A 17,332-nucleotide genomic window follows, 5' to 3' on the forward strand; every position below is an offset into this window, starting at 1 on the left:
AGGCGAGGAATGACCGCCACGCTGCGACTGACCCTGGCCCTGGCGGCCGCCCTTGGCCTGCAAGCCTGCGGCGAACGGGAAGTGATCCTGCCGGGGCAGCGGCTGGACCCGCTGGCCGTGACCTCGCCCGACGGGCCGGCGATCGAAGGCCCGGCACCCGTCACCTCGACCGCGCTGCGGCTTGCGGCGCCCGTCACCAATGCCGAATGGACCCACCGCGCGGGCAATGCCGCGCATCAGCCGGGCCACCTGACCGTGGGGCAGGGCACGACCCGCATCTGGACGGCCAATATCGGCGAAGGCAGCGACAAGCGCCACCGCATCAGCGCCGACCCGGTCGTGGGCGGCGGGCTGGTCTTCACGCTGGACAGCCGCACGCGTGTGACGGCCACCACCACCGGCGGAGCAACCGCCTGGACCAGCGACATCGCCCCCGCGCTGGAAACGCGCGACAGCGTGTCGGGCGGCGGCTTGGCCTATGAGGCGGGCCGGGTCTATGCAACCAGCGGCTTTGGCGAACTGGTCGCGCTTGACGCCGCGTCTGGCCGGGTGCTGTGGCGCCAGCGGGTCGATGCGCCGATCGGCGGCGGTCCGGCGGTGCAGAACGGCGTTGTCTATGTCCTGGGCCGCAACGACATCGGCTGGGCGGTGCGCGCGTCCGACGGCAAGGTGCTGTGGCAGACCTCGGGCACGCCCTCGACCGCGGGGGTGATGGGCGTGTCGGTTCCGGCGATCCAGGGCAGCACGGTGATCTTCCCCTTCGCCTCGGGCCAGCTTCTGGCAGCCGACCGCGAAACCGGCGCGACCCTGTGGACCGCGCAGATCGGTGGGCTGCGGATCGGCCGCGCCATCGCCAATATCCGCGACGTGACCGGCGATCCGGTCATCTCGGGCAACATCGTCTATGGCGGCACGTCGTCGGGCCGCATCAACGCGGTCGAACTGGACAGCGGGATCCAGGCGTGGTCGGCCAAGGACGGGGCCAACAGCCCGGTCGTCGTGGCGGGCGGGTCGGTCTTCGCCGTCAACGACCAGGCCGAGCTGATCCGCCTGGACGCCGCGACCGGCGGCGCGATCTGGCGCGTCCAGCTTCCCTATTACACGACCGAGCGTGTCCGCAGGCAGGACCGCATCCACGCACATTTCGGCCCGGTCCTGGCGGGGGGGCGCCTGTTCGTCGTCTCTTCGGACGGGGTGATGCGGGTGTTCGACCCCAATTCCGGCGCCCTGGTGGGCCAGGCCGAAATCCCCGGTGGTGCCGCCACCGCCCCCGCCGTTGCGGGCCAGACGATCTATGTCGTCTCGCGCAACGGCCAATTGCACGCATTCAGATGACATTCACCCTCGCCATTGTCGGTCGGCCCAATGTTGGCAAATCGACCCTGTTCAACCGCCTCGTCGGCAAGAAACTGGCCTTGGTCGACGACCAGCCGGGCGTTACGCGCGACCTGCGCGAAGGCGCGGCGCGTCTTGGCGACCTGCGCTTTGTCGTGATCGACAGCGCCGGCCTGGAAATGGCCGATGATGACAGCCTTCAGGGCCGGATGCGTCGCCTGACCGAACGGGCCGTGGACGAGGCCGACATCTGCCTGTTCGTGATCGACGCCCGCGTGGGCGTCACCCCGGTCGACGAATACTTCGCCGACATCCTGCGCAAGCGCGCGAAACACGTGATCGTCGCCGCGAATAAGGCCGAGGGCCGGGCTGGGGAGGCGGGCGCGATGGAGGCCTATGGCCTTGGCCTGGGCGAACCCTTGCGCATCAGCGCCGAACATGGCGAAGGCATGGACGATCTTTACCGTGCCCTGGTCCCGCTGTCCGACCAGATCGAGGCCGAGCGCCCGTCGCCGGTGGCGGCGGAAACCGACATCGACATCTCGGACGAGGATGCCGAAAGCGGGGCAGGGGCCGAGGACTGGCGCCCATCCGCCGCGCGTCCCTTGCAACTGGCCGTCATCGGGCGTCCCAATGCGGGCAAGTCCACGCTGATCAACAAGATCATCGGCGAGGATCGGTTGCTGACCGGACCCGAGGCGGGAATCACCCGCGATTCGATCAGCGTCGCGACGACCTTCATGGGCACGCCCATGCGGATCTTCGACACCGCCGGGATGCGCAAGCGCGCCAAGGTCACGGACAAGGTGGAAAAACTTTCCGTGGCCGACGGCCTGCGCGCCGTCCGCTTTGCCGAGGTCGTGGTGGTCCTGCTGGACGTGGCCATCCCGTTCGAGCAGCAGGATCTGCGCATCGCCGATTTCGCGGAAACCGAGGGCCGAGCGGTCGTCGTCGCCGCGAACAAGTGGGATCTGGAAGACGACAAGCCCCAGAAGCTTAACGAATTGCGGGCGAATTTCGAAAAGCTTCTGCCGCAGTTGAAGGGTGCGCCGCTGGTCACCGTGTCCGCGCGCACCGGCAAGGGGCTGGACCGGCTGCATTCCGCGATCCTGAAGGCGCACGAGGTCTGGAACCGCCGCATTTCCACCGCGCGGCTGAACCAGTGGCTTGGGGCGATGACCGAAAGCCACCCGCCCCCCGCGCCGGGCGGGCGGCGAATCCGGCTGCGCTACATGACCCAGGTGAAGACCCGGCCACCGGCCTTTGTGGTGAAGGCCACGCATACCGACAAGCTGCCTGACAGTTATCAGCGGTATCTGGTCAACGGGCTGCGGCAGGATTTCGACATGCCCGGCACGCCGATCCGGCTGTTCTTCCGCGACCAGGGGGGTGACAACCCCTACAAGGAAAAGGCAAACAAGATCAGCCAGTCTGGCGCGCTGTCCAAGCACAAGAACCGGCAGAAGCCCAAGGGCGCCTAGGTTGCAGCCCGCACCAGCACGACGCCCATCCCCGATATCCCGATGATCGCGGCCAGGGCGACACCCGGATTGCTGCCCATGGTGGAAATGGCGACTGCGCAGAAGGCCCAGATGATCGCCAGCGAGAATCCCAGCGTTCGGCCCAGCCGTTCCTGGGCGATCATGCCGATGACAGCGCCGGGCAGGATCGCCAGGATCGCGGTCTGCGGCGTGGTCAACTCCAGGGGCGCGCCGATCAGCGTGGCGACGGTGCCGGTGCCAAGCGCGACGCTCCACCCCGCCAGGAAGCCCAGGGCAGGGCGGCGCTGGCCCCGCCCGCGGATCGCCCCCGACAGGGCCGCAGTCAGCATCAGCAGCGCGCCAAGTGTGGCCAGCGGCTTGTGCAGATCGGCCAGCCAGGGCCAGGCCGCGCCCACAGCCAAGGCCAAGGTCAGAGGATGCCAGGCAGGATGGGGGCCATGGTCGGACGGATCCAAGTATTGCCCAAGACCGTCCAGCAGCAGCAGCAACCACAATGCAATCAGCAAGGCCCACATCAGCGGGGTCTGCGGCTGGACATAAAGCTGCGGCAACGTCGCGATCGGCCCTGCCGGATTGCCCCCAAAAGCCTCGTAGCCCAGTCCCGGAGACAATGTAGGCGCGGCGATTTGCAGGGCGGGACGCCCCATGGTTGAAAGCAGTAACCCGCTGGCAACGAACATTGTCACCGATCCCAGGTAAAGGATGTCCGCTGCGCGTGCCATGCAGGACAACGCAGCGATCGGCGGGCAGTTTCTGTGCCAGGCGGAAAGTTGGGCCGATCAGGCCAGCTTGCCTTCGGCGGTCAGGGTCGTCGCCCCGCCCAGATAGGGATGCAGCGCGGCGGGCAGGACCACCGACCCGTCGGCCTGCTGGCCGTTTTCCAGCACCGCGATCAGCGTCCGTCCCACGGCCAGGCCCGATCCGTTCAGCGTATGGACGAATTCCGGCTTTCCGGTTCTGTCGGACCGATAACGCGCGTTCATCCGCCGCGCCTGGAAATCCCCGCAATAGCTGACGCTGCTGATTTCACGATACTTGTCCTGGCCGGGCAGCCAGACTTCCAGGTCATGGGTGATCCGCGCGCCAAAGCCCATGTCGCCGGTGCACAGGACGATTGTGCGATAGGGTAGTTCCAGCGCCTCCAGGACCGCCTCGGCGCAGCGGGTCATGCGGTCATGTTCCGCCACGCCCGTGTCGGCATCGGTGATCGAGACCATCTCGACCTTTTCGAACTGGTGCTGGCGCAGCATCCCGGTGGTATCGCGGCCCGCGCTGCCGGCCTCGGACCGGAAGCATTGGCTGTGCGCGACCATGCGGCGGGGCAGGCTGGCGTGATCCACCAGATCGCCGTTGACGGTATTGGTCAGCGTGACCTCGGACGTGGGGATCAGCCAATAGCCTTCGCGGGTCAGATAGCTGTCCTCGCCGAATTTCGGCAGTTGCCCGGTGCCGACCATCATGTCCTCCAGCACCAGGACGGGGGTCCAGGTTTCCTGAAGGTCGTGCTTGGTCACATGCAGGTCCAGCATGAACTGGGCCAGCGCGCGGTGGATGCGCGCCACGCCGTCCTTCAGGACAACGAAGCGGCTGCCCGACAGCTTTGCGGCGGTTTCGAAATCCATGCCGGGACGCACGCCCGCGATCTCGAAATGCTCGCGCGGGGTGAAGTCGAAGGCGCGCGGGTTGCCCCAGCGGCGCAGCTCGACATTGTCGTTCTCGTCTCGGCCGTCCGGCACGCTGTCCAGCGGCAGGTTCGGGATCTCCATCAGCAGATCGCGGAGCCGACCATCCAGAAGCGAGGCCTCGGCCTGCATCCGGGTCACGTCGGCCTTCTTTTCCGCGATCATGGTGCGCAGGCGGTCGAACTCGGTGTCATCGCCGCGCGCCTTGGCGGCGCCCACGTCCTTGCTGGCGCGGTTCTGGTCGGCCTGGGCCGTCTCGGCGGCGACGATGCGGGCGCGGCGGTCGGCGTCCAGCGACAGGATGCGGTCTGACATGGCGGCAAGACCGCGGCGCGACAGGGCGGCGTCAAAGGCTGCGGGGTTTTCCCGGATGGCACGGATGTCATGCATGATCGTCACCTGGACTGAAAGCGTTGCCCGGTGACTAGCCGATGCGCGGGGCGTGGGAAAGCCCGCTCAGCGGACCCGGTCCAGCAGGGAGGACAAGGCGGGCCAGAACTGCGCCGCCGTCATGTGGCCTTCCAGGCGCCCGACCTCGGACCCGCCGTCCAGCAGGATGAAGGTGGGCGTGACGAAAGGGCGCCGCGCGAGGGCCAGCCCGTCGGGATAGGGGCCGTGGATGTCCACGCGCATCAGCGGGGCGGCGCGACCGGCGTCTGATGCGGCATAGCCCGGTCCGATGTTGCGGTCCCAGGCCTCGCAATAGATGCAGCCGTCCTTCTCGACCATCAGCAGGCGCAGGGGGTCGGCGGCGGCGGGCAGCGTCATCAGGGCAAGGGCGGCAAGGAAGCGGATCATGGCGGCATTATCGGGTGGCGGCGGTGGCTTGGCAATCGCCCCCTGGCCCCCTATCCCTTCCTCATGGACGAGCTTCTGGAACCCCTGGTTGCCAAGGACCGCCGCGCGCTGTCGCGGGCGATCACGCTGATCGAATCGACGCGGCCCGATCATCGCGCCCGCGCGGTGGCGCTGCTGGCGGACCTGCCCGACGGCCAGGCGCTGCGGATCGGTCTGTCGGGCACCCCCGGCGTCGGCAAGTCCACCTTCATCGAGGCCTTCGGGACCATGCTGACCGAACAGGGCCTGCGCGTGGCGGTGCTGGCGGTCGATCCCTCGTCCACGCGGTCGGGCGGGTCGATCCTGGGCGACAAGACGCGGATGGAGACGCTGTCCCGGAACCCCATGGCCTTCATCCGGCCCACGCCGTCCAATGCCCAGCTTGGCGGCGTGGCGCGCCGCACGCGAGAGGCGATCCGGCTGTGTGAGGCGGCGGGTTACGACGTGGTGCTGATCGAGACGGTGGGCGTCGGCCAATCCGAAACGCTGGTAGCCGAGATGTGCGACCTGTTCGTGCTGCTGCTGGCGCCGGCCGGGGGCGACGAATTGCAGGGCGTCAAGCGTGGCATCATGGAGATGGCCGACCTGATCCTGGTCAACAAGGCCGATGGCGAGTTGCTGGGCACCGCCCGGCGCACGGTCGCGGATTACGCGGGCGCGCTGCGCCTGTTGCGCAAGCGCCCACAGGACCCGCAAGGATTTCCCAAGGCGCTGCCGGTATCCGCTGCGACCGGCGATGGTTTGGCAAAGGCGTGGGACGACATGCAGGCCTTGGCCGAATGGCGGCGCGCGCAGGGGCATTTCGCGGCCAACCGGGCCGAACAGGCGCGGCACTGGTTTCTGGCCGATGTGCGCGCGGGCCTGCTGGCGCAGCTGGAAACGCCCGCCGCGCGGGACCGGCTGATGCAGTTGGGCGATGCCGTGGCCCATGGTCATGCCGTTCCCGCCGAAGCCGCGCAGGACATGCTGGATTGGCTGGCGGCGCAGAAATAGACGCCCGATTTTGCGGCCCGTGCTGCCCCGCGAATCGGGTAGGATCGAAGGCATGGATAGGGTGAACGACATGCTGGACCTGCCTGATCACGATACGCTTTATGCCGCGCTTGTGGCGCGCGACCCCGCCTGGGAAGGGCGCGCCCTGGTGGGCGTTGCCACCACCGGCATCTTCTGCCGCCTGACCTGCCCGGCCCGCAAGCCGCTTGCCAGGAACTGCCGCTGGTTCGCATCCGCGAAGGACGCGCAGGCCGCAGGCTTTCGCCCCTGCCTGCGCTGTCACCCGCTTGGCGCGACTGCCGAAGGCGATCCGCTGGTCCGCGACCTGCTGGCCCGGCTGGAGGAAACCCCGGACCGCCGCTGGTCCGAATCCGACCTGCTGGCGCTTGGACATGACCCTTCGACCGTGCGGCGGGCCTTCAAGCGGCATTTCGGGCAAAGCTTCCTGGAGATGGCGCGCGCGGCACGGCTGCGCAGCGGCATGTCCAGCCTGGTGAAAGGATCGGCGATGATCGAGGCGCAGCTGGACGCGGGATTCAATTCGGCGTCAGGCTTCCGGGCGGCCTTCGCGCGGCTGTTCGGCCATGCGCCGCACCAGTTGCGGCAGGGGTCGGACCTGCTGGCCGACTGGATCGACACGCCCCTGGGCGGCATGATTGCCATTGCCGACGACCAGGCGCTGCATCTTTTGGAGTTCATCGGCCGCAAGGCGCTGCCCGAAGGCCTGCGCCGCCTGTCCGCGCATGTGGACGGTCGCGTCGGCCTGGGCCGCACACCCGTCCACGACCTGACCGAGGCGCAGTTGGCGGCTTATTTCGCGGGCCGGGCGCCGCGTCTGGAGGTGCCCGTAACCCTGCACGGCACGCCTTTCCAGCAGCAGGTCTGGCGCGCGCTGCAAGCGATCCCGGCGGGCGAGACGCGCAGCTATCTGCAATTGGCCGCCGCCATCGGGCGTCCCACGGCCATCCGCGCCGTTGCCCGCGCCAATGCCACGAACCGCATCGCCCTTGTGGTGCCCTGCCATCGGGTGATCGGCGCGGACGGCACCCTGACCGGCTATGCGGGCGGGCTGTGGCGCAAGGAAAAGCTGATCGCGATCGAGCGCGGCTATGCCTGATTGCGTCCCGCGAGCGCCGGGGGCGCTTCGCCCCCCGGACCCCCCGAGGATATTTGAACCAAGGCAAAACGGCAGGGGGGTGATTCCGGCTTGACGGCCCGCGCGGCTTCCATTAGGGACGCGCAAACGGAATTCCGGGCGCTGCCTCGCGGCGCCCTTTCACTTTGGGCCGGAACCCCCTGCCGGGACCGCCCGCATAGCAAAGACGAAGGATCAACACCATGTCGCGCGTCTGCGAACTGACCGGCAAAGGCCCGATGACCGGCAACAATGTGAGCCACGCCAACAACAAGACCCGTCGCCGGTTCCTGCCGAACCTGAACGAGGTCACGCTGATGTCCGACGCCCTGGGCCGCAGCTATTCGCTGCGCATTTCGGCCGCGGCGCTGCGTTCGGTCGATCACCGGGGCGGCCTGGACGCCTTCCTGGCCAAGGCGAAGGATGCCGAACTGTCGGACCGTGCCCTGAAGATCAAGCGCGAGATCGCCAAGGCCGACGCGCCCCAGGCCTGATCCAGCCGATTGACTGCGGCATTATGCCCCGTCGTTTCCACGGCGGGGCTTTTGCATGTCGGTTGCCTTCGTCCGCCGCTTGGCTGATGGTCCCCCCATGCGACACCCGGTCCATCTTGCGCTGATTCTGTGCCTTGCCATCACCGGCATCGGCCTGGGCGGGGCGCGCGGCACCGTTATCCCCGCCGAACAGGTCGTGCTTTGCACCGGCCATGGCGTCGTGGTCGTCGATCACCCGGATGCGCCCCGATCCCTGCAGATCTGCCCGGACATGGCCTTGGCCCTGCTGGCCGCGCTGCAAGATGCGCCCTTGGATGGACCTGTCATCCGCGGCTTCGGCACGCTGGCGCGCTCCGTGTCGGCCTTGCCCCTGCGGGACCAGCAATCCCCCCGGCCCGCGGCGCGCGATCCTCCTCGGTCACGGTTTTCCGCAATCAGAACCGTTTGACACGAAGGACAACACAGATGATCCGCATGACCCTGGCCGCCCTGGCGGTCCTTTCCCCCGCAGCCGCGCTTGCCGATGACGGGCTGATGATCCGCGACGCCTATGTGCGCAGCACCAATCCCAAGACCGCCGCCGCCTTCATGGTGGTGGAAAACCAACAGGATGCCGAATGCCGCCTGACGGGCGTGTCGTCGGACGCGGCCGAAGTGGTCGAATTGCATACCCATGCCGAGGTGGACGGCGTGATGAAGATGCAGAAGGTCGAGGGCGGCATCGCCATCCCGGCCGGGTCCGAACATGCCCTGGCGCGGGGCGGCGACCATGTGATGCTGATGGGGCTGACCAAGCCTCTGGCCGAAGGTGACACCGTCGCCCTGACGCTGGATTTCGGAGACTGCGGCACCCATCCGGTCGAGGCGGTGCTGGACAACGACCGTGCCGAGGAAAGCCACGGAGGCCATCAGGGCCACTAGCCCGCCAGCATTTCCCGGACCTTCGGTCCAAGCGCGGCCGTCATCAGCCGGACGCCAGCGGCGTTCGGATGGATGCCGTCAGCCAGCAGATAGTCGCGGTGCCGAACCTTGGGCAGGGCGGCAAGCGGGGCGTAAAGGCTGGGCAGCAGCACCGCGTCGTGACGGGCGGCCAGGCGCGGCCAGATGGCGCGCCAGGCCTGTCTCCAGCGGGCTTCGCCTGGAATGGGGTTCAGCCCGACCAGCAGCAGGGGGCGGCCGTCCGCCCCGGCCTGGGTCAGGATTGCGTCCAGGTTCGCCTCGGCCCGAGCGGCGGACCAGCCCAGCAGCATGTCGTTGCCGCCAAGCTCCACCATGACGGCATCGGGACGGTGGCGGCGCAGCGAAAATCCGATGCGCACCCGCCCGCCATAAGTCGTTTCGCCCGACAATGCCGCCGGGATGATCGTGGCGGGCGTTTCGTCGCGGTCAAGCCAGGCCTGCAACTGGGGCACCATCCCCTGATCCTGCGCCAGGCCATAGCCTGCGAACAGGCTGTCCCCGAAGGCCAGCACGCGGGGTCGCGGCGGGGCAGCCCCAGCCAGGGCAATCGCGCCTGCCCCGGCCAGGACGCCCCGCCGCCCGATCATCGCACGCCCCGCAGGCGCAGGGCGTTGCCCACCACGCAGACCGAAGACAGCGCCATGGCCCCGGCCCCCAGCATGGGCGACAGTTGCGGCCCGCCGAAGGGCACCAGCACGCCCATGGCGATGGGGATCAGCGCGGTGTTATAGGCGAAGGCCCAGAACAGGTTCTGGCGGATGTTGCGCATGACCGCTCTCGACAGGCGGATGGCGCGCGGCACCCCTGCCAGATCGCCGGACATCAGCACCAGATCAGCTGATTCGATCGCGATGCTGGTGCCGGTGCCGATGGCGATGCCGGTTTCCGCAGCCGCAAGCGCCGGGGCATCGTTGATCCCGTCGCCCACGAAGACGGAACCTGCGCCCATGTCGCGGATCGCCTCCAGCTTGTCGCCGGGCATCAGGCTTGCCCGCACGTCGTCGATCCCCAGCCGCCGGGCCACGGCGCCCGCAGTGCCCGGAACGTCGCCGGACAGCATCGCCGTCTTAAGGCCCATGCCGTGCAGGGCCGCGATCAGGTCGGGCGCGTTGTCGCGAATGGGGTCGGCCAGGGCGAAGCTGGCGACATGGCGGCCATCGACGGCCAGATGGACCGGGGTCGCGCCTTGCGCCGCGGCTTCCTCGGCCGCCGTGCGAAGGGCGGGGGCAGGGGAGATCCCGGCGTCGGACAGGGCGGGCAGGTTGCCGATCAGCAACCGGCGCCCCTCGACCACGCCCGACAGGCCGCGCCCGGCTGTGGCCTGGATGTCGCTTGCCGGGGGCAGGTCCAGCCCGCGTGCGGCCGCACCGGCGACGATGGCCGCGCCAAGGGGATGTTCAGACCGCGCCTCGGCGGCGCCGGCAAGGCGCAGGGCCTCGTTCTCGGCAATGCCGTCGGTCTGGATCGCGACCAGTTCCGGGCGCCCGCGCGTTAGGGTGCCGGTCTTGTCGAAGGCGATCAGCCGGGCGTTCGACAGGCGCTGCAGGGCCTCGCCCCGCCGGAACAGCACGCCCAGTTGCGCGCCGCGCCCGGTGCCGACCATGATGGACACCGGCACGGCCAGCCCCATCGCACAGGGGCAGGCGATGATCAGCACGGCAACCCCCGCGACAACCGCATGGGCCAGGTCGGGGCCGAAGACCAGCCACAGTGCGAAGGTCAGCGCCGCCAGCCCGATCACCACGGGCACGAAGACGCGGGTGATGCGATCCACCAGGGCCTGCACCGGCAGCCGGGCGTTCTGCGCGCCCTCGACCATCGCGACGATCCGCGACAGCGTGGTTTCCGCGCCCGTGGCGGTCACGCGATAGGTCAGCGCGGCGGTGCCGTTCACCGTGCCGCCCGTCACCGGGTCGCCGGGGGATTTCTCGACGGGCAGGGGCTCGCCGGTCAGCATGGATTCGTCCACATGACCCCGGCCTTCGGTGACGACGCCGTCGACGGCCACCCGTTCGCCGGGCGCCAGCAGCACCAGATCGCCCGGCCACAGATCGGCCACGGCCACGGGGACAGGCTTGCCGTCGCGCAGGATGGTCGCACGATCCGGGGCCAGTTCGATCAGCGCGCGAATCGCGGCGCCGGCCTGGCCCTTGGCCCGGGCTTCCAGCCAGCGGCCCATCAGGATCAGGGTGACGATGACCGCCGCAGCTTCGAAATAGACATGGCGGGACGCGGGCGGGATCACACCGGGGGCCAGCACCACTGCCGCCGAGAACAGGAACGCCGCCCCGGAGCCAAGCGCGACAAGGCTGTTCATCTCGGGTCCGCCGCGCAGCAGGGCGGGAATGCCGGTGGTGAAGAACCGCCGCCCCGGCCCGGCCAGGACAAGCGCCGTCAGGACCATCTGCATCCAGTTCAGCGGCGCGGTGCCGACCTGCGCGTGCAGCCAGTGGTGAAAGGCGGGAACCAGATGGCCGCCCATTTCCGCCGCAAAGACCGGCAGGGTCAGGACAAGCGCCGTCAGGAAGGCGCGCTTCAGGGTCGCGGCCTCGTCGGTCCTGGTGACCGGAGCGGCGTCCTGGGGAACGGTCGCCGGATAGCCCAGCCTGGTCACGACCTCGGCCAGGTCGGCGGGGGACAGGGTGGCGGCGTGGCGGATGCTTGCAGTTCCTGCCAGCAGGTTGACCTGCGCGTCCGCGACGCCGGGACGGGCTGACAGGGCACGCGCGACGCGGCCGGAACAGGCGGCGCAACTCATGCCTTCGACGGACAGGCGGGTGGTGATCAGGTCGCCCGGAACGGGCAGGTCAGATGATTGAACGGTCATGATGCTTGTTTCCTGAATTCGTGCCAAGGGACGGGTTCAGGAAACGGGGCGGCGCCTGGGGGCGCAGGGGCGCCCGGCGGGGGAACTGCGCGGCGATCAGCGCGCGCGGATCACGGCGCGGGGCGCAAAGGGGGCGTGCCAGGCCTGGGCGCGCATCCTGGTGGCAGCGGCAGGCCCGATCGCCCCGACCCCTGCACAGATGCGCGGGCCGCCGCGGCGGGCGGCGCTTCGCATGGCAGCAGGGGGGGCGCACGGAAACCATATCCAGCAGATGTGTGCCAGAAGGATCGGGGTCAAGGGCTATTTCCCGCCGAAACGCCGTCGTGAGTTGCAACAAGGGGCCGTCCCTTGCTATGGCGGGGCGAGAGCAGAAGAACACCAGACCCACAGGATCACCATGAATCGCCGTGAGATGATGTCGCTGGCGGTGCCGCTGATGGCCGCCGCCTATTTCGCCCCCTCGCTGGCCTTCTCGCAGGAAGCCGCCCCACAACAGGCCCGCGATCCCTATGCCCCGACCGAAGTCGCCATCCGCGAGGATTTCGAGGTCGGCAGCATCGTCGTGGTCAGCAAGGACTTCTTCCTTTACCATGTCATCGCACCGGGCCGGGCCGTTCGTTACGGTGTGGCCGTGGGCACGGCCGAACTGGTCTGGAAGGGCCGCGCGACCGTGGGCCGCAAGGTCGAATGGCCGTCCTGGACGCCCACGCCGGACATGATCAAGCGCAAGCCCCAGCAATACGCAAAATGGGCCAACGGGATGCCCGGCGGTCCGCAGAACCCGCTGGGGGCACGGGCGCTGTATCTTTACAACGACAAGGGCCAGGACACCGCGATCCGCATCCACGGCACGACCGAGCCGGGATCCATCGGCCGCGCCGTATCGAACGGCTGCCTGCGGATGCGCAACGAGGCGGTGATGGCCTTGTATGACCAGGTGCCCGTCGGAACGCCCGTCTACGTCTATTGATGTGCCCCTGAGACTGACACAGGTTGCGGACCCTGCCATGGCTGGGTTCGACGACATCATCGATGTGCGGTCGCCCGCCGAGTTTGCCGAGGATCACCTGCCCGGCGCGATCAACCTGCCCGTGCTGGACGATGCCGAACGGGCGCGCGTCGGAACCATCTACAAGCAGGTTTCCCCCTTCGATGCCCGCAAGATCGGCGGCGCCCTGGTGGCTGCCAATGCGGCGCGCCATATCGCCGGGCCTTTGGCCGACCGCGACGGAAGCTGGCGGGGGCTTGTCTATTGCTGGCGCGGCGGGCAGCGGTCGGGCAGCTTCACGACCATCCTGTCGCAGATCGGCTGGCGGGTGGACCGGATCGACGGCGGCTACAAGGCTTGGCGCGCGCTGGTGGTGGACCGGGTGCAGAACCAGCCCGTCGCCGCGCCCGTGATCGTGCTGGACGGCAATACCGGCAGCGCCAAGACGGCAATCCTGGGGCGGCTGGCCGCGCGCGGCTGGCAGGTGATCGACCTGGAGGGCCTCGCCAACCATCGCGGCAGCCTGTTCGGCGGCCACCCCGAGGGCCAGCCCAGCCAGAAGCTGTTCGAAGGGCGGCTGGCCCTGTCGCTGGAAGCCCTGGATCCCGCCCGCCCAGTCCTGGTCGAGGCCGAAAGCAGCCGCATCGGTCGCGTGACGGTGCCCAAGGCCATGTGGCAGGCGATCTGCGCCGCACCCCGGCTGCGGCTGGAGGTGCCGGTCGCCGCCCGTGCGGCCTATACCGCAGGCGCCTATGAGGACATGGTGGAGGACCCCGCCCGGGTCGAGGCGATCGTGGCCGCGCTGTCGCCGCTGCATCCCGCAGAGCGGATCGAGGCCTGGCAGGCTGCGGTCGCGGCGCGCGATTGGCGCGGCCTGGCCGAGGGGCTGCTGCGCGACCATTACGACCCGCGCTATCTAAAGCACCGGCTGCGCTATGCCGAGCGTGAACAGGCGGTCGTCACGCTGGACGACCTGCATGACCTGGAGGCAGCGGCGGGACAGGTCGAGGCGGCACTGGCGCGCCTGGCCTGAAGCCCCTGCACCGGTGGCGGAGACAGGAGCCTCCGGCGGGGATATTTGGGTGAAGAAGAAGCTTAGGCGTTGCGCAGGAAACGGCGGAGGATGCGTTCCAGCTTGGCGGCGCCCAGGGGGGCCATGGCCTTGGTGTGGTCGTGGCTGATCGATTCGTCCGACAGACCCGCGCCCATGTTGGTGACGACCGAGATGGCCGCACAGCGGATGCCCAGGAAGCGGGCCAGGATGATTTCCGGCACCGTGGACATGCCGACGGCGTCGGCACCAAGGATTTTGGCCGCGCGGATTTCGGCGGGGGTTTCGAAGCTGGGGCCCGAGAACCAGCAATAGACGCCCTGGGGCAGGGCGATCCCCTCGGCAACGGCGGCGGCGGACAGGGCTGCACGCATGGCGCTATCATGGGCGTCGGTCATGGGCACGAAGCGGGCGTCGGTCACCTCTCCGATCAGCGGGTTGGTTCCTGCGAAGGCGATGTGGTCGTTCAGCATCATCAGGTCGCCGGGCGGGATGTCGGGGCGCAGCGATCCGGCGGCATTGGTCAGGATCAGTTTGCGGGTGCCCAGGGCCGCCAGCACCTCCAGCGGCAGGCGCATGGCATCGGCACGGCCCGATTCGTAGTAATGCGACCGCCCGCCGAACACGGCGACGCGGCGGCCTTCCAGCTGGCCGATCACCAGCTGCGGCACATGGCCCGACACGCCCGCATGGGGAAAGCCCGGCAGGTCGTCATAGGGGATCGCCACGCCATCTACGGTGCCCGACAGGTGCCCCAGGCCGGATCCCAGGATCAGCCCATATTCCGGGGCGGCATCGCCCGCGCGGGCGCGGATGATGCGGGCAAGCTCAACGCTCTTTGACATAGGGTTCTCCTCCCGCGCGCGGGGGGATGGCGCGGCCGACAAAGCCCGCCAGAATGATCACGGTCAGGATATAGGGCAGGGCGTTCATGAACATCGACGGCACGGTGACGATGCCCAGATCCAGGTTCGGATAGCGGTTGGCGACGGCTTCCAGCAGCCCGAACAGGAAGGTCGCGCCAAGCGCCCCCCAGGGCCGCCACTTGGCGAAGATCAGCGCGGCAAGCGCGATGAAGCCGCGCCCGGCGGTCATTTCCTTGACGAAGCCCGCCGACAGCCCGGTCGCAAGGTAAGCCCCCGCCAGCCCGCAGAGCAGCCCGGCGATCGCCACGGCGGCAAAGCGCAACCGCGTCACGGACACGCCCGCCGTATCGACCGAGGCGGGGTTTTCGCCGACCGCCCGCAGCCGCAGCCCGAAGCGCGTGCGATACAGCACCCACCAGGTCAGCGGCACCATCCCGAAGGCCACATAGACCAGGATCGTGTGGCCCGAGATCACCTCGGCATAAAGCGGGCCGATCACCGGCACGCCCCGCAGCGTCTCGGCCAGCGGCAGGGTGATTTCGCCAAAGCGCGGCGTGGCCGTCAGGGCCGCCGCGCCATCGGGTCCGGTCACGCCCGACAGCCAGGTGCGGAACGGGTTGACCTGCGCCTCAAGTTCGGCCCCCGGCGTCAGGCTGGGGGTGCGCCCGCCCAGGCCGAAGATCTTCTGGCCCAGCAGCACTGTCAGCCCCGAGGCCAGGAAGTTGATCGCCACGCCGGAAATCAGCTGGTTGCCCCGGAAGGTGATCGAGGCGATGCCATGGACCGCCGACAGCATCAGCGCGCCCAGCAGGCCCGCCAGCAAGCCCAGCCAGACATTGCCGGTCAGCGCGGCCACCGTGGCGGCGGAAAAGGCCGCCATCAGCATCTTGCCTTCCAGCCCGATGTCGAAGACGCCCGCGCGTTCGGAATAAAGCCCGGCCAGGCAGGCCAGCAGCAGCGGCGTCATCAGACGCACCGCGCTGTCCAGGATTTGCAGGACGGTGTTCAGATCCATCATGCGCCCCTTTTCCGCATCGCCATGAACATCCGTTCCAGCGGCACCCGCACCATGTTGTCCAAGGCGCCCGTGAACAGGATGACAAGCGCCTGGATCACGATGATCAGTTCGCGCGGGATCGAGGTCCACAGCGCCAGTTCGCCACCGCCCTGATACAGGAAGCCGAACAGCAACGCGGCCAGGAAGACGCCCAGCGGGTGATTGCGGCCCATCAGCGCGACTGCGATGCCGATGAAGCCCGCGCCTTCGACCGCGTTCAGGACCAGGCGCTCAGCCTCTCCCATCACGTTGTTGATGGCCATCAGCCCGGCAAGCCCGCCCGAGATCAGCATGGCGATGATGGTGATGCGGACGGGGCTGATGCCCGCGTAAAGCGCGGCGGGCTCGGACTTGCCGAAGGCGCGGATCTCGAAACCCAGGCGGGTGCGCCAGATCAGCAGCCAGACCAGGATGCAGGCGATCACGGCCACGAAGAAGCTGATGTTGACGGGGGTGTTGTCGCCCCATTCGAAACCCAGGGCCAAGGCCATGTCGGACAGCTTGGGCAGGTGCGTGGATTCGGGAAAGCGGGCCGAGGCCGGGTCCATGCTGCCCACAGGGCGCAACAGGTTCACCAGGATATAGTTCAGCGCGGCGGCGGCGATGAAGTTGAACATGATCGTGGTGATCACGATATGGCTGCCGCGCTTTGCCTGGAGCCAGGCGGGGATCAGCGCCCAGGCCGCGCCGAACGCTGCGGCCCCGATCATGGCGGCGGGCAGGGCCAGCGCCCAATGCGGCAGGGGCAGGGACAGCAGCACCAGGGCCACGCCCAGGCCGCCCATCGCCGCCTGGCCCTCGCCGCCGATGTTGAACAGGCTGGCGTGATAGGCGACCATCACCGCAAGCCCGGTGAAGATGAAGTTCGTGGCATAATACAGCGTGAAGCCCCAGCCATAGCTGGACCCCAGCGCGCCGTCGATCATCGTGGTCAGCGCCTCGGCCGGGCTTTCGCCGATGGCCAGGATCACAAGCGCCGAAATCGCCATCGCCAGCACCAGCGAGATCAGCGGTGTCAGCAACACATCGGCCCATTTCGGCATCTTTTCCATCGGCTCAGCCTTTCATGCCTTGGCACAGCGCCAGGAAGGCGCGTGGATCGGCGATCTGGTCCCAGGTGATCGGATCGCCATTGCCCGCCATGCGTGCCAGGCTGCGGGCGCGGGGGACCGCGCCGCCCGCGCCGGGAAAGCCGCGCACGACCAGCAGGTTTTCCTCGGCCCGCGTGGCGCCTTGGCGCGCCTCTCCGGTGCAGCGGCTGCCGTCGGCAAGCGTCGCAAAGGCGATGGCCACGCGGCCCGTGACCTGGGGCGCGGTCGCGGCCTCGGCAGGCATCTCGACCGGGGCGTGGTCGGCGCAGGCGGTGCCCTGCGCGGCGGTCACGCAGTTGGCCGCAAAGTCGTTTTCATAGTCCGATTCCCGGACAGGATCGGCCACGGCCCAGCTGCCGTCGGGATTGCGGGCGCGGGTCTGGGCGCGGGCCTCGGCGGCCATGATCAGGCGGTCAGGGGCTTCGCCATCGGGCCAGATGTCCATCTTGGGCATCCGGGGCATCGCGCCGCTGCTGCATCCGGCAGCCAAGGCAAGGGAAACAAGGCAGGCAAT

At 68.8% G+C, this 17,332-nt stretch carries 18 protein-coding genes; 9 read left to right on the forward strand and 9 right to left on the reverse strand.

What is annotated here, in order from left to right:
* The first annotated feature begins 9 nt into the window (after positions 1-9).
* Together RAH32_RS11660 and der are read left to right on the forward strand one after the other, a co-directional pair.
* Positions 10-1,335: an outer membrane protein assembly factor BamB family protein gene (locus RAH32_RS11660; protein WP_306608107.1), complete on the forward strand. Its 1,326-nt coding sequence runs from the start codon at positions 10-12 to the stop codon at positions 1,333-1,335.
* Positions 1,332-2,816, forward strand: coding sequence for a ribosome biogenesis GTPase Der (gene der, locus RAH32_RS11665; RefSeq protein WP_306608108.1), 1,485 nt, complete (start codon positions 1,332-1,334; stop codon positions 2,814-2,816). Before RAH32_RS11660 ends, der begins: the two co-directional genes overlap by 4 nt.
* Here der and RAH32_RS11670 read toward each other — a convergent pair.
* The 3 genes from RAH32_RS11670 to RAH32_RS11680 form a co-directional block, all read right to left on the reverse strand.
* Complete coding sequence (locus RAH32_RS11670; RefSeq protein ID WP_306608109.1) at positions 2,813-3,559, reverse strand: hypothetical protein; 747 nt, start codon at positions 3,557-3,559, stop codon at positions 2,813-2,815. The two genes, der and RAH32_RS11670, sit on opposite strands and share 4 nt — an antisense overlap.
* 57 nt (positions 3,560-3,616) lie before the next feature.
* Positions 3,617-4,909 (reverse strand): serine--tRNA ligase, encoded by a 1,293-nt coding sequence (gene serS, locus RAH32_RS11675; RefSeq protein ID WP_306608110.1) that lies wholly within the window; start codon positions 4,907-4,909, stop codon positions 3,617-3,619.
* Positions 4,910-4,975: 66 nt separating this feature from the next.
* Positions 4,976-5,317, reverse strand: coding sequence for a thioredoxin domain-containing protein (locus tag RAH32_RS11680; RefSeq protein WP_306608111.1), 342 nt, complete (start codon positions 5,315-5,317; stop codon positions 4,976-4,978).
* 63 nt (positions 5,318-5,380) lie between these two features.
* Here RAH32_RS11680 and meaB point away from each other — a divergent pair, with 63 nt between their 5' ends.
* From meaB to RAH32_RS11705, 5 genes are all read left to right on the forward strand, one after another.
* Complete coding sequence (gene meaB, locus RAH32_RS11685; RefSeq protein ID WP_306608112.1) at positions 5,381-6,349, forward strand: methylmalonyl Co-A mutase-associated GTPase MeaB; 969 nt, start codon at positions 5,381-5,383, stop codon at positions 6,347-6,349.
* 52 nt (positions 6,350-6,401) lie between these two features.
* On the forward strand, positions 6,402-7,466 hold the full coding sequence (locus tag RAH32_RS11690) for a bifunctional transcriptional activator/DNA repair enzyme AdaA (protein WP_306608113.1): 1,065 nt from the start codon (positions 6,402-6,404) through the stop codon (positions 7,464-7,466).
* A 221-nt stretch (positions 7,467-7,687) separates the two neighbouring features.
* Entirely contained in the window at positions 7,688-7,978 is a 291-nt protein-coding gene (gene rpmB / locus RAH32_RS11695; protein WP_103173374.1) for a 50S ribosomal protein L28, read from the forward strand.
* 97 nt (positions 7,979-8,075) lie between these two features.
* Positions 8,076-8,426: a hypothetical protein gene (locus RAH32_RS11700; protein ID WP_306608114.1), complete on the forward strand. Its 351-nt coding sequence runs from the start codon at positions 8,076-8,078 to the stop codon at positions 8,424-8,426.
* A gap of 17 nt (positions 8,427-8,443) precedes the next feature.
* Positions 8,444-8,899 (forward strand): copper chaperone PCu(A)C, encoded by a 456-nt coding sequence (locus tag RAH32_RS11705; RefSeq protein WP_306608115.1) that lies wholly within the window; start codon positions 8,444-8,446, stop codon positions 8,897-8,899.
* Here RAH32_RS11705 and RAH32_RS11710 read toward each other — a convergent pair.
* Together RAH32_RS11710 and RAH32_RS11715 are read right to left on the reverse strand one after the other, a co-directional pair.
* Complete coding sequence (locus RAH32_RS11710) at positions 8,896-9,525, reverse strand: arylesterase (RefSeq protein WP_306608116.1); 630 nt, start codon at positions 9,523-9,525, stop codon at positions 8,896-8,898. The two genes, RAH32_RS11705 and RAH32_RS11710, sit on opposite strands and share 4 nt — an antisense overlap.
* On the reverse strand, positions 9,522-11,765 hold the full coding sequence (locus RAH32_RS11715; protein WP_306608117.1) for a heavy metal translocating P-type ATPase: 2,244 nt from the start codon (positions 11,763-11,765) through the stop codon (positions 9,522-9,524). Before RAH32_RS11715 ends, RAH32_RS11710 begins: the two co-directional genes overlap by 4 nt.
* 397 nt (positions 11,766-12,162) lie before the next feature.
* Here RAH32_RS11715 and RAH32_RS11720 point away from each other — a divergent pair, with 397 nt between their 5' ends.
* Together RAH32_RS11720 and mnmH are read left to right on the forward strand one after the other, a co-directional pair.
* Positions 12,163-12,735, forward strand: a complete 573-nt coding sequence (locus tag RAH32_RS11720; RefSeq protein WP_306608118.1) for a L,D-transpeptidase — start codon at positions 12,163-12,165, stop codon at positions 12,733-12,735.
* A 1-nt stretch (position 12,736) separates the two neighbouring features.
* On the forward strand, positions 12,737-13,786 hold the full coding sequence (gene mnmH, locus RAH32_RS11725) for a tRNA 2-selenouridine(34) synthase MnmH (protein ID WP_373429707.1): 1,050 nt from the start codon (positions 12,737-12,739) through the stop codon (positions 13,784-13,786).
* A gap of 62 nt (positions 13,787-13,848) precedes the next feature.
* Here mnmH and RAH32_RS11730 read toward each other — a convergent pair whose 3' ends face one another.
* The 4 genes from RAH32_RS11730 to RAH32_RS11745 are packed head-to-tail and all read right to left on the reverse strand — an operon-like array spanning position 13,849 to position 17,263.
* A complete protein-coding gene (locus tag RAH32_RS11730) occupies positions 13,849-14,649 on the reverse strand; it encodes a purine-nucleoside phosphorylase (RefSeq protein WP_306608120.1) in 801 nt (266 codons plus the stop codon).
* Positions 14,633-15,685, reverse strand: coding sequence for an ABC transporter permease (locus tag RAH32_RS11735; RefSeq protein WP_306608206.1), 1,053 nt, complete (start codon positions 15,683-15,685; stop codon positions 14,633-14,635). Before RAH32_RS11735 ends, RAH32_RS11730 begins: the two co-directional genes overlap by 17 nt.
* Positions 15,685-16,779 carry an ABC transporter permease gene (locus RAH32_RS11740; RefSeq protein ID WP_306608121.1) on the reverse strand — a complete coding sequence of 365 codons (1,095 nt, stop codon included), beginning with the start codon at positions 16,777-16,779 and terminating at the stop codon, positions 15,685-15,687. The genes RAH32_RS11735 and RAH32_RS11740 overlap by 1 nt, the downstream gene beginning before the upstream one ends.
* A gap of 4 nt (positions 16,780-16,783) precedes the next feature.
* A complete protein-coding gene (locus RAH32_RS11745) occupies positions 16,784-17,263 on the reverse strand; it encodes a hypothetical protein (protein ID WP_306608122.1) in 480 nt (159 codons plus the stop codon).
* Between the last annotated feature and the right edge of the window lie 69 nt (positions 17,264-17,332).

This window comes from Paracoccus yibinensis (assembly GCF_030846195.1).
GTDB lineage: Bacteria > Pseudomonadota > Alphaproteobacteria > Rhodobacterales > Rhodobacteraceae > Paracoccus > Paracoccus yibinensis.

Coding starts and splice junctions, on each gene's coding strand:
- RAH32_RS11720 (WP_306608118.1), top strand. CDS start 12,163: ATGAATCGCCGTGAGATGATGTCGCTGGCGGTGCCGCTGATGGCCGCC.
- meaB (WP_306608112.1), top strand. CDS start 5,381: ATGGACGAGCTTCTGGAACCCCTGGTTGCCAAGGACCGCCGCGCGCTG.
- RAH32_RS11740 (WP_306608121.1), bottom strand. CDS start 16,779: ATGGAAAAGATGCCGAAATGGGCCGATGTGTTGCTGACACCGCTGATC.
- der (WP_306608108.1), top strand. CDS start 1,332: ATGACATTCACCCTCGCCATTGTCGGTCGGCCCAATGTTGGCAAATCG.
- RAH32_RS11660 (WP_306608107.1), top strand. CDS start 10: ATGACCGCCACGCTGCGACTGACCCTGGCCCTGGCGGCCGCCCTTGGC.
- RAH32_RS11700 (WP_306608114.1), top strand. CDS start 8,076: ATGCGACACCCGGTCCATCTTGCGCTGATTCTGTGCCTTGCCATCACC.
- RAH32_RS11735 (WP_306608206.1), bottom strand. CDS start 15,685: ATGGATCTGAACACCGTCCTGCAAATCCTGGACAGCGCGGTGCGTCTG.
- RAH32_RS11690 (WP_306608113.1), top strand. CDS start 6,402: ATGGATAGGGTGAACGACATGCTGGACCTGCCTGATCACGATACGCTT.
- RAH32_RS11730 (WP_306608120.1), bottom strand. CDS start 14,649: ATGTCAAAGAGCGTTGAGCTTGCCCGCATCATCCGCGCCCGCGCGGGC.
- RAH32_RS11680 (WP_306608111.1), bottom strand. CDS start 5,317: ATGATCCGCTTCCTTGCCGCCCTTGCCCTGATGACGCTGCCCGCCGCC.
- RAH32_RS11710 (WP_306608116.1), bottom strand. CDS start 9,525: ATGATCGGGCGGCGGGGCGTCCTGGCCGGGGCAGGCGCGATTGCCCTG.
- rpmB (WP_103173374.1), top strand. CDS start 7,688: ATGTCGCGCGTCTGCGAACTGACCGGCAAAGGCCCGATGACCGGCAAC.
- serS (WP_306608110.1), bottom strand. CDS start 4,909: ATGCATGACATCCGTGCCATCCGGGAAAACCCCGCAGCCTTTGACGCC.
- RAH32_RS11745 (WP_306608122.1), bottom strand. CDS start 17,263: ATGGACATCTGGCCCGATGGCGAAGCCCCTGACCGCCTGATCATGGCC.
- RAH32_RS11705 (WP_306608115.1), top strand. CDS start 8,444: ATGATCCGCATGACCCTGGCCGCCCTGGCGGTCCTTTCCCCCGCAGCC.
- RAH32_RS11670 (WP_306608109.1), bottom strand. CDS start 3,559: ATGGCACGCGCAGCGGACATCCTTTACCTGGGATCGGTGACAATGTTC.
- RAH32_RS11715 (WP_306608117.1), bottom strand. CDS start 11,765: ATGACCGTTCAATCATCTGACCTGCCCGTTCCGGGCGACCTGATCACC.